General features: G+C 67.5%; 13 protein-coding genes. 8 read left to right on the top strand and 5 right to left on the bottom strand.

Going from position 1 to position 13514, the window contains the following annotated elements:
• Positions 1 to 118 precede the first annotated feature (118 nt).
• From BKG60_RS07315 to BKG60_RS07300, 4 genes are read left to right on the top strand one after another with little or no spacing between them, the layout of a single operon-like run.
• Positions 119 to 1096: a phosphate/phosphite/phosphonate ABC transporter substrate-binding protein gene (locus BKG60_RS07315; RefSeq protein WP_070946320.1), complete on the top strand. Its 978-nt coding sequence runs from the start codon at positions 119 to 121 to the stop codon at positions 1094 to 1096.
• 5 nt (positions 1097 to 1101) lie between these two features.
• Positions 1102 to 1914: a phosphonate ABC transporter ATP-binding protein gene (gene phnC, locus BKG60_RS07310; RefSeq protein ID WP_070946319.1), complete on the top strand. Its 813-nt coding sequence runs from the start codon at positions 1102 to 1104 to the stop codon at positions 1912 to 1914.
• Positions 1911 to 3506, top strand: coding sequence for a phosphonate ABC transporter, permease protein PhnE (gene phnE / locus BKG60_RS07305; protein ID WP_070946318.1), 1596 nt, complete (start codon positions 1911 to 1913; stop codon positions 3504 to 3506). The genes phnC and phnE overlap by 4 nt, the downstream gene beginning before the upstream one ends.
• Positions 3482 to 4495: a zinc-binding dehydrogenase gene (locus tag BKG60_RS07300; RefSeq protein WP_070946317.1), complete on the top strand. Its 1014-nt coding sequence runs from the start codon at positions 3482 to 3484 to the stop codon at positions 4493 to 4495. Before phnE ends, BKG60_RS07300 begins: the two co-directional genes overlap by 25 nt.
• Before the next feature lie 112 nt (positions 4496 to 4607).
• On the opposite strand, the gene BKG60_RS07295 is transcribed toward BKG60_RS07300, so the two are convergent.
• From BKG60_RS07295 to BKG60_RS07285, 3 genes are all read right to left on the bottom strand, one after another.
• On the bottom strand, positions 4608 to 5486 hold the full coding sequence (locus BKG60_RS07295) for a glycoside hydrolase family 16 protein (protein WP_075909465.1): 879 nt from the start codon (positions 5484 to 5486) through the stop codon (positions 4608 to 4610).
• Positions 5487 to 5572: 86 nt separating this feature from the next.
• Entirely contained in the window at positions 5573 to 6016 is a 444-nt protein-coding gene (locus BKG60_RS07290; RefSeq protein WP_242671589.1) for a cupin domain-containing protein, read from the bottom strand.
• A 49-nt stretch (positions 6017 to 6065) separates the two neighbouring features.
• A complete protein-coding gene (locus tag BKG60_RS07285; RefSeq protein WP_075909464.1) occupies positions 6066 to 7904 on the bottom strand; it encodes an Hsp70 family protein in 1839 nt (612 codons plus the stop codon).
• A 239-nt stretch (positions 7905 to 8143) separates the two neighbouring features.
• Between BKG60_RS07285 and BKG60_RS07280 the strand changes: the two genes are divergently transcribed.
• Both BKG60_RS07280 and BKG60_RS07275 read left to right on the top strand, forming a co-directional pair.
• Positions 8144 to 9646 carry an FAD-dependent oxidoreductase gene (locus tag BKG60_RS07280; protein ID WP_075909463.1) on the top strand — a complete coding sequence of 501 codons (1503 nt, stop codon included), beginning with the start codon at positions 8144 to 8146 and terminating at the stop codon, positions 9644 to 9646.
• Between the two features lie 39 nt (positions 9647 to 9685).
• Positions 9686 to 10144: a nuclear transport factor 2 family protein gene (locus BKG60_RS07275; protein WP_207553869.1), complete on the top strand. Its 459-nt coding sequence runs from the start codon at positions 9686 to 9688 to the stop codon at positions 10142 to 10144.
• Positions 10145 to 10147: 3 nt separating this feature from the next.
• Here the strand turns inward: BKG60_RS07275 and BKG60_RS07270 are convergent, their stop codons facing one another.
• On the bottom strand, positions 10148 to 10801 hold the full coding sequence (locus BKG60_RS07270; RefSeq protein ID WP_075909461.1) for a L,D-transpeptidase family protein: 654 nt from the start codon (positions 10799 to 10801) through the stop codon (positions 10148 to 10150).
• A 78-nt stretch (positions 10802 to 10879) separates the two neighbouring features.
• Here BKG60_RS07270 and BKG60_RS07265 point away from each other — a divergent pair, with 78 nt between their 5' ends.
• On the top strand, positions 10880 to 12343 hold the full coding sequence (locus tag BKG60_RS07265) for a bifunctional phosphatase PAP2/diacylglycerol kinase family protein (protein WP_075909460.1): 1464 nt from the start codon (positions 10880 to 10882) through the stop codon (positions 12341 to 12343).
• Here the strand turns inward: BKG60_RS07265 and BKG60_RS07260 are convergent.
• Positions 12297 to 12971 carry a phosphatase PAP2 family protein gene (locus BKG60_RS07260; RefSeq protein ID WP_242671588.1) on the bottom strand — a complete coding sequence of 225 codons (675 nt, stop codon included), beginning with the start codon at positions 12969 to 12971 and terminating at the stop codon, positions 12297 to 12299. The two genes, BKG60_RS07265 and BKG60_RS07260, sit on opposite strands and share 47 nt — an antisense overlap.
• 58 nt (positions 12972 to 13029) lie before the next feature.
• Here BKG60_RS07260 and BKG60_RS07255 point away from each other — a divergent pair, with 58 nt between their 5' ends.
• Entirely contained in the window at positions 13030 to 13512 is a 483-nt protein-coding gene (locus BKG60_RS07255) for a hypothetical protein (RefSeq protein WP_075909459.1), read from the top strand.
• The last annotated feature ends 2 nt before the right edge of the window (positions 13513 to 13514 follow it).

Raw genomic sequence — 13514 nt, 5'->3', positions numbered from 1 at the left:
GCCAACCTCGATGCACCCGTTGGTATAGACCAACCCACAGGGTGTGGGGCAGGGCAGTTGCGCACCCCCGCTCGCGCACTGCCCGCCAAACGTCCCCGCCCGAAAGGTCCTACGCGCCATGATGTTCCGCATCCCGCGCCCCTCAGCTCGTATCGCTGCCGTGGCAGCTGCCTGCACCGCGCTCGCAATGTCGGGCTGTTCAAGCTCCGACAATTCGGACGCCACGACCGCCCAGGGCTTCCCGGAAACCCTGACCCTGGCCGCGATCCCGGCCGAGAACTCCACCGACCTCAAGGCCAGCTACCAGCCACTGATCAAGCTGCTGGAGAAGGAGACCGGCTCCAAGGTCGAGTTCGTGCAGGCCTCCGACTACGCCGGGGTGGTCGAGGGCATCATCGCCAACAACGTCGACCTGGCCTTCTTCGGCCCGTTCGCCTACGTCGTTGCGGGCGTCAACGGAGCCAAGGTCACCCCGGTCGGTGCGGTGATCCAGGAGCAAGGCGCCCAGCCCGGGTATCAGTCCTACGGACTGGCCCGCGCTGACGAGGCGAACATCAACGGCCTCAAGGACTTTGCCGGCAAGAAGGTCTGCTTCGTCGACCCGAGCTCCACCTCGGGATTCCTGTACCCGACCGCGGGCCTGATCGAGGCGGGGGTTATCGAATCCGGCTCCGAGGGCGATCTGTCCAAGGCAATGTCCCCGATCTTCGCCGGCGGCCACGACTCTTCAGCGCTGGCGATCGCCAACGGTGACTGCGACGCCGGCTTCGCCTTCGACACCATGGTCGACAAGACCATGATCGCCAAGGGCGACCTCAAACCAGGCCAGCTCAAGACAGTATGGAAGTCGGAGATGATCGCCGGCTCGGTGTTCGCCGCCAACGACGCCCTGGGTCCCGAAGCCGTCGGCAAGCTCAAGACCCTCTTCGCCGACAAGGTGAACGTGACAAACCTTGAGGCCGAGGGTTTCTGCGAGGGCGACGCCTGCCGGATCACCGACGAGCGTGCCTGGGGCTTCGTGCCGGTCGAGGACTCGGATTACAGCGGCGTGCGCCACGTCTGTGACGTCACCGGTTCCGAGAAGTGCAAGGGCTGACAACCATGCCGTCCGACGGACCCCACCACTCCGTCGCGGGCGACGACCTCGTCGTCATCGCCCGCGACGTCACCAAACGCTTCGGTGACACCCTGGCCCTGGATCACGTCAGCCTCGACGTGCGGCGCAGTGAGATGCTGGTGCTGCTCGGCCTGTCCGGGTCGGGCAAGTCCACCCTGCTGCGTTGCCTGAACGGACTGCACCCGGTGACATCCGGCAGTGTCGAGGTCGGCGGCACCCATGTCGATCGGGCCTCGGCCAGACAGTTGCGGGCGCTGCGCCGCAACGTGGGGTTCGTCTTTCAGCACTTCAATCTGGTCGGGCGGTTGAGCTGCCTGGAGAACGTCCTGATCGGCGGCCTCGGCCAGCTGCGGCTCCCCCGCTACGGCGCGCTGACCTACCCCAAGACAATGCGCGCCGAAGCCCTGGCCCATCTGGACCGCGTCGGCCTGGCCGACTACGCCGACCGCCGCGCCGACACCCTCTCCGGCGGTCAGCAACAGCGCGTCGCGATCGCCCGCACCCTGATGCAGAAACCCGGCCTACTGCTGGCCGACGAACCCGTCGCCTCACTCGATCCCGAAAACGCCGGTGTGGTCATGGATCTGCTGTTCCGGGTCTGCATCGAGGAGAAACTGACCGTCGTATGCACGCTGCACCAGGTTGACCTCGCGCTGGGCTGGGCGCATCGCCTGGTCGGCCTGCGCAACGGCCAGAAGATCCTGGACCGGCCCGCGGTCGGGATGACTCGCGACGACGTCATGGAGATCTATCAACGCGTGGATCCGGCAGCCCGTTCGGCGGCCCGTCCCTCGTGAGCACCGATCTCACCGAACGGCCCACGCCCTCGGCCTCTCCCCCAACCGACCACAGGCCCCTGCCCGGCCTGCTGCACCTGGTCACGGTCGCCGCGGTAGTGGCCACCATCGTCGCGGCCTGGTCCATCGACTTCGCCCCGGCCACCCTGCTCAACGGTTTCGACGAAGTCGCCGCATTGTTGGAACGGATGGTCCCGCCCCGGCTCGATGACCCGGGACGCATCGCCGGCCTGGCCGTCGAGACCCTGTTGATGGCGGTACTGGGGACGGTGCTCGCTGCGATTGCCTCGGTGCCGCTGGCGTTTATGGCCGCCCGCAACACCACACCGCATCCGGCCGTGCAGGCGGTGGCCCGTGCCATCATCACGTTCTGCCGGGCGATGCCCGATCTTCTGTTCGCCGTGCTGTTCGTCCGTGCACTCGGAATCGGTGTTCTCCCGGGCATTCTCGCGCTGGCACTGCATTCGATCGGGATGCTCGGCAAGGTGTTCGCCGATGCCATCGAGCAGACCGACCCTGGTCCTCGGGAGGCGGTGCGCAGCACCGGTGCGAGCTACTTTCGCGAGATGCTCAACGCCGTCGTCCCCCAGGCCGTCCCGTCGTGGATCGCGACGTTCATCTACCGCATCGACATCAACCTGCGCATGTCGGTGGTGCTCGGCTTCGTCGGCGCCGGAGGCATCGGCTTCGCGTTGCAGGATGCGTTGCGGGGCTTGATCTATCCGCGGGCACTCGGTATCGCCTGTGTCATCCTGGTGATCATCGCCGCCATGGAGCTGCTTTCGATTGTGATCCGCCGGATGTTGCTGGATCCCGCGCAGTCGAACCCGGCCCGGGAGCGCATCGCGCGGTTCGTGTTCGGCGGCGGACTCATCGCGGGCTGCGTGCTCGCCTTGGCGATGTTGAAGATCAACCCGATGTCCCTGGTGACCTGGGTGGGGCCGGCCATCGAGGTGTTCGCCCGGATGGTCCCGCCCAACTTCTCCGCACTGGGCAGCGAATTGTTCGTGGCCGCAGGCCAAACCGTGGCTATCGGTGTGGTGTCGACCGCGATCGGCGTCGTGCTGTCGATTCCGGTCGGGATCCTGGCCGCCCGCAACGTCACTCCCCATCCGGCGGTCTACTGGGCCGCTCGCGGCTGGATCCTGCTGGTGCGGGCGGTGCCCGAGCTGATCCTGGCCGTCGTGTTCGTTGCGGCGTTGGGGCTCGGCCCCATCGCCGGCACCTGCGCATTGGCCATCGGCTCGATCGGATTCCTGGCCAAACTCGTGGCCGACGCGGTCGAGGAGATCGACCCTGGACCGCTGGAGGCCGTTCACTCGGTGGGTGGGGGTTGGTGGAAGACGTTGTTCTCCGCGGTGATTCCACAAGCCATGCCGGCGATGGTGGGGTCCAGCCTGTACTTGTTCGACGTGAATGTGCGTACCTCGACCATCTTGGGCATCGTCGGCGCGGGCGGTGTCGGCTACCTGCTGTTCGAGTCGATCCGCACCCTGAACTTCGATGTCGCCGGCGCGATCGTCCTCGTCATCTTCGTCATCGTCTACGCCATCGAAAGGTTGTCAGGATGGATCCGATCCCGCCTCGTGTGACAGCGGCCGCGGTGTGGACCGGCTCCGGCGTCGAGGTGCGGGAAGTTCCGGTTCCCTTACTCGGCGACGGTGAGGTACTGGTGCGGGTCCGACTTGCCACGGTCTGCGGCAGCGACCTGCACACCGTCAGCAGACGGCGGCCCGCGCCGTGCCCCTCGGTGCTCGGGCACGAAGCCGTCGGGAACGTCGTCGCAGTCGGCGCGGGGGCGGATGCCCAAGTCGGACAACGTGTTATCTGGTCGGTGACAGTGACCTGCGGTACCTGCAGCCGCTGCCGGTCCGGGCTGAGCGCCAAATGCCTGTCGGTACGCAAGGTGGGCCACGAACCTTTCGACGGAGACTGGCCGTTGTCGGGTTCCTATGCCGCACACGTGGTCCTGCCGCGCGGCACCACCATCGCCGCGGTTCCCGACACGCTGCCCGACACGGTTGCCGCACCCGCCGCGTGTGCGACGGCAACGGTCATGGCCACCTTGGAGGCCGCCGGTGAATTGAAGGGACGACGTGTACTCATCGGCGGCGCAGGGATGCTCGGCCTCACCGCAGTCGCGGCATGTGACGCGGCCGGGGCAGATGTTCAGGTGGTCGACCGCAATGACGACCGGATGGCGCTCGCGGCACGGTTCGGCGGACGAAGCTGTGACGATGGTCCGGTTGATGTGACCATCGACTACACCGGATCCAGCACTGCCGTCGCGAACGCCTTGGGCCGTCTCGACATCGGCGGCATCCTGGTGCTGGCCGGCTCGGTCACTCCTGGGCCGCCCCTGTCAGTGGACCCGGAAACCGTTGTGCGGCACTGGTTGACCATCACCGGTGTGCACAACTACGAACCCCGGCATCTTCACCAGGCGGTGGAATTCCTCGACCGCACCCGTGCGCGTTATCCGTGGGATGCGCTCGTCACGGCGCCGGTGCCGCTCGCCCAAATCGAGGCGGCGCTGCGCCCACCGCCCACCGACAAACTGCGGATCGCGGTAGCCCCCTGACGCCGTCGCGTCCCCTCACCGCGCCCAATATCACGCTGGAGTGGCGCTCGAAGCCGAGCGCCACTCCAGCGTGACAAAGCAGGCGTGAGCGGGCGGAAGATCGCCAGAAAACTCAGCCCTGGAAAACGCGAATCCAGTCGACCAGCATCTCGGCCGGGTAGTCGCCACCACTCGGGTCACGCCCGCCCGAGCCGCCGACGGCAATGTTGAACACCGGCACCATCGTGTAGCCGGGATCGTTGAAGGGCCAGTCCTGCAAAGAGTTTGCCGGGACCTCGAAGAAAGGTTCCATGCCCGGGGCATAGTCCTTCCAGAAGTACATCCCCTGCGGGCTCCACGTCATCCGCCAGGTATGCCACGCGCTGTCGATGGGGTGCGGGTTGGTGGCGAACGATTCGCCGTCCAGCCGGGCGTGCACCGTGGTGCCCGACGGCCAGTCACGGTTGCCGTACCACTCGACCAGGTCGACCTCGCCACCGCGAACGGGATTGTCGTTGAGGAGCCAGAACGCCGGCCAGGCACCGTCGGTGAGGCAGTTGAGCTTGACCCGGGCCTCCCAGGTGGTGCCGATGCCACCACGCCAGTTCCCGACGACCTTGGCGCTGGCGTACTTCTCCTGCACCGTGGTGCCCGGTCCGCGCGTCGCACGGATCACCAGGTTGCCCTTGCCGTCCTGGAACGCGTGCTGGGTGTCGGCGACGTAGCGGCCCATGTTGAACGGCTTGTCCCACTCGACCGGGTTCTTGATGGTCTCGCGCTCCGGGATCAGGTGCCACCACGTCGGGTCGGGCGGAGCGCCGGCCGGACCATTGAACTCATCCTGGAACAGGAAGTTGGGCTGCGCCGCGGCGGCAGCAGGCGGAGTGGGCGCTCCAGGGGCAGGCGCAGGCGGGTTATCACCAATTGCCGGGTCGGCGTTGGCCATCCCGGCAGGCAATGAAGCCGCTGCCACCCCCAGACCCATCATGAACATCACACTGCGACGATCCATCTCAGGCACAGCAGAACCTTAACCGAACTCTTACCCACATTTCCGACCCTGCCCAAAGTTTCGTGGTGCGAGATGCGTTTTCGCAGCTAGGGACAGGCAACAGGAGCGTCGTCGCGCACCGGTGCGTCGGCGGGCAGCGTGTAGGTCACCACGACATCGGCATCGACGGCGCCCTGGTTCGACACCCGGTGCGCCACCCCGGCCGGAATCACGACCGCCTGGCCCGCGACGTACTCCACCGGTGCGCAGTTGGCCGCGGTTTGCACCACCACGGCACCCTCGTTGAGCACCGATTGTTCCCACCCGGGGTGGCTGTGCCAACCGCTGTCGGCTCCAGGCTTGAGCAACAGGCTCTGCACATGCAGCGTGGTGGGCTGGCCTGTGGTCACCACCCAGATCGGCGCCGTGGTGGTTCCCTGACCGAGATCAGTGCGCACCACGTCGCCTTCGGCAGGTGTTGCCAAGGCCGGTGCGACTGACAAACACATGGATGCGACGGCGCCGACGGCGGCAGCATAGATGCGGTTCACGATGCCTCCCGATTGTTGATCGAAAGGTAGCGCGCTCAGCCGCAGTTCGTCACGGGTAAGGCTGGTACGGATATTGCGGTTGCTGCTGGTACGGGTACTGCGGCTGTTGCGGATAGGGCTGCTGCGTTTCGCCACGGTTCGGCACCTGGATCGGAATCGGTACCGGGACGAACGGCACGGTGACGTACGTCGTCGTCATCGGGTTCGTCGTGGTGGTGGTCGTGGTCGGCACCGTGGTGGTGGTTGTCGGCGGCGTCGTCGTGGTGGTGGTGGTCGTTGTGGTGGTTGTCGTCGTCGTGGTGACGGGCGGAGGCGTGGTCGTCTGCGTGACGACGTGCGTCTCCGTCACCGGCGGGGGCGGCGCCTGGGTCACGGTGACCGGCGGCGGGGCCTGAGTCACCGGCTCAGGCGCGGGCGGCGGTGCGGCCGGGGCCGGGGGCGGGGCTTCGACCGGGCTCGGTGCCACTTCCTGCGGGGGCAGCGGTTTGGGCTCCGGTGGCTTGACCTCTGAACTCGGTGCGGTGCCCGTGGCACTGGTCAGCGCATAGGTGACGCCACCGATCGCGACGACCACCAGCGCCGCGGCCACCGCGAAAACCGTCAGCGGCAAACGCTGCCAGCCCGCGGGTGGCTGTTCGATCGGGCCCGTCGGCGGGACATACTGCACAGCCGGCCGCGCAGCTGTCTCGCTGCCGTAGGAGTCCACCAGATCGGGACCGGTGTAGGGCACCACGTCGTCGCCGGCGTCATCTTCTGACCACGCCAACGCGCGGAATGTAGAGGAACTCTCTGGGCTGGAAGGCATTTCGACCGGAGGCACCACGGCCGCCGCACCCAGTGTGGGCGCCACCCCGGTTTGCGCATCGGCCTCGGCGAGGTAGGCGGCAGACAGCGCGGCGCCGATCGCGGCGTCCAGTGCAGGCTGCGGCGTCGTCGCCACCACCGCCCGGGAGTGCTCCGAAAGGCGTTGGGTGACAAGAGGAATACTGGCGCCGCCACCTATGGTCACCACTGCCGACACCGCCGGCCAACTGATCCCGTTGCGCTCCAACATTTTTTCCAGCGCGTCCAGCGCACCGTCCAGCGGAGCTTGGATCAACGACTCGAGTTCGGTGCGCGTCACCCGTACGGTGGCCGAATAGCCGGGCAGTTCCACCACGAGATCGGTCGCGGTGTCCGCTGACAGCCGTTCCTTGGCCTGACGGCATTCCTCACGCAGCCGGGCCAGCGAACCGACCGCCGCGGTACCTGCCGGATCGATGCCACCGGCCTGGGCCACGCCGTCAAGCACATACGCCAGCAGCGCCTGGTCGATCTGATCACCGGAGAAATCGGGATAGCGGGTGGTCTCGTCGATCGGTTCGAACGCCGCGGCGGCATCGGCGAGCGTGATGCTGGTACCGCCACCGCCGAAGTCCAGCAGTGCCACCACACCGTTGGGCGGCAGGCCCGGGTTGGCACGTAACGCGGCCAGAGAGGCGACAGCATCGGGGACCAGGCGCGGCGGCCGCCCGTCGCGCGAGAAGCTGGGATTGGTGCGTAGGGCATTACGCAGGGCACGCAGCGTAGGCGCTCCCCAATGCGCAGGCACCGCGATGGCCAGTTGATCCGAGGGGCCACCGGCCAGCTCGACCATTGCATCGAGCGCCTCGACCAACAGGGTGTCCGCGGAATAGGAGGCGCCGTCGGGCGCCACCAACGGCACCGGATCGCCGACCCGCTCCACGAAGCCGCTCAGGGTGACACCGGAACCGGACACAGGCACGCCGACCTGCGGCGTCCGGTCGGCCGACAAGGTCAGCACCGAACGCCGGCTGACAGGTTGATTGCCGACACGCGCCGCAACCAAGTTGGTGGTCCCGATCGACAACCCCAACGGGCCGCTCATAACGCCCGCCACGATAGCCGCCGCGCGGCGCCGGGGCCCACCGACACTCCGCAGGGGGCTCAGTGCCCGAACACCGGTACCCATGCCCGGCGTATTCGCGCACCCGCGCCCGGGCAACAGCGGAACCGACACCGCGTTCGTGATGACCACCGTCGACAACGCACGCCCGACGGTCGCGGCAACTGCTCGGCCCACTCGGTGAGCGTTTAGCTTCCCCGAGCACGGGTACAGCGACCACCATGACATCCCTCTGGCTTGCCGACCGTCCCGAGCACCGAATAGCGCCCACTCTCACCGAGGTCGAGCGGAGCGCGGACGTCGTCGTGGTCGGCGCCGGGATCACCGGCTTGGTCACCGCTGTACTGCTGGCCCGGGCCGGACAGGACGTCCTGGTCCTCGAGGCACGCACGGCGGGGGCCGGCGCGACCGGCAACACCACCGCGAAGATCAGCCTGCTGCAAGGCAACCGGATGACCGAGATCATGGGCAAGCATTCGCAGAAGGTGGCCCGGCAGTACGCGCAGGGCAATCTGGAAGGCCAACAGTGGCTGATCGATTACTGCGCACAGCGCGAGATCAGCCTTCAGCGTGAGGATGCCTACACCTACGCGCAGTCGGCAGGTGGCGTCGCCAAAGCCCAGGCCGAACTGGAGGCCTGCCAGTCCGCAGGACTGGCTGCCGAGTGGGTCGACGAGGCCGACGTGCCCTTCCCGTTTCACGGCGGTGTACGACTGGCCGATCAAGCCCAATTCGACCCGATGCCGTTCCTGGACAGCCTGATCGCCGAACTTCACGAGCGCGGAGCACGGCTGGTCGAAGGAGCGCGGGTGCAACACGTCAGCCACGACGGCGCTCGCCTCAAACTCCAGGTGCAGACCAGCACGGACGACACGGCCGAAGTCCGAGCAACACGGTGCGTGCTGGCCACCGGCATTCCGATCCTGGACCGCGGCGGCTTTTTCGCCCGAGTGACTCCCCACCGGTCGTACTGCATGGCGTTCCGGGTACCGGGCAACATCACCCGGGGGATGTTCATCTCGGCCGATTCACCTACCCGCTCAACACGTTCGGTTCCCACTGACGACGGCGAGCTGCTCATCGTCGGCGGGGCCGGCCATCCCGTGGGGCGGAGCAGCGACCCGGCGGCATCCATCGACGAACTGTCCTCCTGGGCCAAGCTGCACTGGCCCGGCGCTGTCCAAACCCACTTCTGGTCGGCGCAGGACTACACGCCGGTCGATGCCCTGCCCTACGTCGGCCCGATTCTTCCGGGTCACGACGAGATCTTGGTGGCAACGGGTTTCGACAAATGGGGAATGACGAACGGGGTGGCCGCGGCGCTGGCGTTGGCCGGGCGTCTCCTGGGCGGTCGAATGGACTGGGCGGAGGCCTTCGCGAGCTGGAGCCCGCACGAACTGTCGGGTCTCGCCACTGCGGCACAGGCCAACCTGGCCGTCGGATTCAACCTCGCCAAGGGCTGGATCGCCCCGGTGACCCGGATGGGCGCCACGGCGTCCGAGGACTGCGGCGTCGTGACCGGGCCGCCGTGGCACCTGGAGGCACACAGCGTGGTCGACGGAGTGGAACGCACGGTCTCGCCGGTATGCCCCCATCTGGGCGGCATCGTGAACTGGAACGACGCCGACAAGTCCTGGGACTGTCCGCTGCACGGCTCCCGCTTCGCTCCGGACGGCACCTTGATCGAGGGGCCGGCCACGCGCGACCTGACGCGTTCGGCATAGCGTCACACCCGCCGCGGCCGGTGTGCTCCAATGTCGGGCATGGGTGACATCGACGACATCGAACGAGTCAAGTACCGGTACCTGCGTGCCCTGGACACCAAGTACTGGGACGAGTTCGCCGACACTCTCACCGAGGACATCGCCGGTGACTACGGGCAGTCCATGGGTAAGACGCTGCACTTCACCGACCGCGACTCTCTGGTGGAGTACATGAAGAGCTCGTTGGGTCCGGAGGTGATCACCGAGCATCGCGTCGCGCACCCGGAGATCGAAGTCGACGGCGACGAGGCCACCGCCACCTGGTACCTGCAGGACCGGGTGATCGTGCCGAGCATGAACTTCATGCTGTTCGGCTCGGCGTTCTACCACGACCGCTACCGCCGTACCGCCGACGGCTGGAAAATCAGCGCCACCGGCTACGACCGCACCTACGATGCCACCCTGTCGCTGGAGGGCCTCAACTTCAACCTGGAACCCGGTGCGGCCCTGAATATTTGACGGCTATTTGGCGACAGCGATCACGGCGCCGGGCCGTAGCCACTGCATGATCTTCACCAGGGTGGCGTCGTCGATCGCGACGCAGCCGGCTGTCGGTCCGCCGTCGGTGGTGTGTACGAAGAACGCCCCACCGTTGCCCGGCACCCGCGCCTTGTTGACGCCCATCACCACAGCGTGTTTGTACTGGGGGATGTGCAGGTTCTCCGTCCCGCTGCTCGGGTCGGTGTTGAACGGACACTGCGCCTTCTTGCAGACCTGCATGGTGTTGTAGGTCGGGCTCTTCATGTCGCCGTCCCACCAATGGTCGGGCGTGACCTGGACGTACTGAAGCCCACCGCCGGGATTCGGTGCAGTGCCGAAGGCGAAGTCGAGCGTGAAAATGCCCATGGGCGTTTTCATTTCGCCGTCATGGGTTTGCGGCGCCATCCCGTTTGCACCGACGTTGGCGTCGATCCCCGCGCCCACCGGCTGCCAACCAGCGGGGCCACGTTGCCAAACATCCATCTTGGCCTTCGAACCACCCACGCCGACAACCGAAATCACCTGGGTCGCGTTGCCGACCGAGGAGGCGAACCATGGTGGGTCGACCGCGCCAGCGGTAGGTGCGCATGCCAGGGCCAGCACCCCCGCGCACAGCAGAACGAGCAGTCGGCGCATCCGTCCATCGTCGCTGCCGTCCCTCTCAGCCGGATAAAGCTAGGAGCACGATCCGGTCGCGACGGCTACGTTGGCGCCATGGACGTGCGCGCGATCGGCAAAGGACTGGGAACGCTGGACCGTGAGGTCTTCGAGGCGGTAGCTGAGTCACCCAGCCCGCTACTGGACACCGTGATGCCCGGGCTGACCAGGGCCGCAGACCATTCCAAGCTGTGGCTCGCCATCGCCGCCGCGATGGGCGCGCTGGGCACCGTATCGGCGCGACGCGGTGCCGCGCGCGGTGTGGTCAGCCTGGCGGTGACCAGTCTGATCACCAACCAGGTGGCCAAGCGGATCTGGCGGCGGCCTCGCCCGGACCGCACCCTGATCCCCCTCGCGCGTCGCACGCGACGCGTCCCGACCTCGCCTTCGCTGCCGTCAGGGCACTCCGCGAGCGCGGCGGCCTTCGCGGTGGGTGTGGGACTGGAGTCCGCGTCGGCCGGCCTGCCGCTGGCCCTACTGGCAGGCCTGGTCGGCCTGTCCCGGGTCGCCACCGGCGCGCACTATCCCGGTGACGTGTTCGCCGGGTTCGGCATCGGCGCGGCGATCGCCGTCCTCGGCGCCCGCATCGTCCCCACCATCCCGGCCGCCACACTGCCCCGCTCCGAGCCGCTGCGATTCCGCACCGAGCCGCGACCCGACGGCGCCGGTGTCGCACTCGTCATCAACCCGGCCTCCGGCGACGGAACCGGCGCCCGCATCATCGACGATGTCCGAAAGGCCCTGCCGCGCACCGAGATCATCGAGCTCTCCGATGACGACGACATCGAGGCGGTGTTGCGGGAGACGGCCGCCCGTACCGACGTGCTCGCGGTGGGTGGCGGCGACGGCACGGTGGCGTGCGCGGCGGGCATCGCCGTCGAGGCGGGGGTGCCGCTGGCGGTGTTCCCCGGCGGGACGTTCAACCACTTCGCCAAGGACATCGGTTGCGATTCGGTGGGCCGCACCGTCAATGCGATCGCCGACGGCTCGGCGGCTTACGTCGACCTGGTCTGCCTCAACGAGGAACGCATGGTGATCAACACCGCCAGCATCGGCGCCTATCCGAAGTACGTGCGGACGCGCGAGAAGCTCGAACGCCGGATGGGCAAGCGGTTGGCCGGCATGTACGCGCTGTATCTGACCCTGCGCCGGGAGGCCCCGGTCCGAATCAGCTACGACGACAAGACCCTTGAAACCGAGTTGTTCTTTCTGGGCAACTCGACGTACTTCCCGTCCGGATTCGCCCCGTCTCAGCGCCCGCGACTCGACGACGGCCTGATCGACGTACGGATCCTGGAGACCGGCCGGCGGTTGAGCCGGCTGCGCATCGCGACGGCGGTGGCGCTGGGCCGGCTGGAACGCAGCCCGCTGTACCACGAATTGCAGGTGCCGGAGTTCCGGTTCGTCGCCGTCGACGGGCCCACCACCGTGGCCCATGACGGCGAAGTCGGCGAGGCACTGAGCGAGGCCACCTTCAGCGTGCGCTACCGGGCGCTGCCGGTATTTCGTCCGCTGCCGTGACGGTTGTCGGCAACGGCGGGCACAGCAGGTAGACCGCCACGAACCAGACGTAGCCCAAGGCCCAGCCGGCCACGACGTCCGAGGGATGGTGGACGTTGAGTACCACGCGCCCCACCCCGATCGCGGCGACGACCAGGACTCCGACCGCGATCCACCAGACCCGCAGCGGGGGGCGGATCGCCGGCCAGGCCACGGCCAACAGCGCCAGCACGGACACCAACACGCCAAGCGCATGCCCGGACGGGAACGAGGTCGACAACGCGTGCACCATTGCGGTGGCCGGGCGCGGACGGTCCACCAGAAACTTGGCCAGCTCGGTTGTCAGTGCGCTGAGCTCGATGGTCAGGAACAGGAACAGCGCGATGCGCCGCTGTCGCCGCAGCAGTGCGACGACGATCAGCACCGCCGTCAGCAACCGGAACATGAAGGGGCCCAGCACCGTGCAGAACACGTCCCATGCCGTCACCCAGGCGGGGTGCGCCGCGCCGTAGTGGTAGGGACGGTCCAGCCCAGCCGTGTCGAGATCGGCCAGCCACGTCCACTGCATCTCGTAGCCGATCCACAGCGCGAGGTAGACCGCGAAGGCCGCTACCGCGCTCACGATCAGCCACCGGTCTCGGGTTTTCACCAGATCATCTCTACCAGCTCCAACCGATTTGCCACTTTCGCGCGCTACCGTCGAAGACATGGCACTGATCCTGCGAAAGCTGATGCACATCGGCGCTCTGCCGGAGGGTCTACGAGCCGAAGCCGAGGCCGAAGGCATCGTGTTTCTCGCCAAGTACGTCCCAGTGACCAGGCGTTTCAGCGGAACGATCCCGGGTAAGCGGTCGGCAGGCAGCGTCGCGAGCTATGCCGGTGCGCTGGTGCTGACCAACTACCGCGCGCTGGCCACGATGTCCACCCTGCCCAAGCTTGCCGGTCGCAGCATCGACCAACCGTGGTCGGCGCCGCAGGTCGGTGCGGTACACGCCGAGCTCGACCCGGCCGGGCTCACGCTCACCGCCGATGTGGCCCAGATCGACCGACGCTGCCGCGGCCAGCTGTCGTTGCACTACAAGACCGAGATACCGGCCGACGTTCTCGCGTCGCTGCCGCGCCGATCGCTGGCCTTCGACGTCGGGTCCGAGTACGTGTTCCGCGCGGTCGGCGTGCCCTACCACCCCTAGTC

It is taken from the genome of Mycobacterium syngnathidarum, assembly GCF_001942625.1.
Classification (GTDB): Bacteria; Actinomycetota; Actinomycetes; order Mycobacteriales; family Mycobacteriaceae; genus Mycobacterium; species Mycobacterium syngnathidarum.
This window is presented reverse-complemented; position numbering and strand designations above follow the sequence as displayed.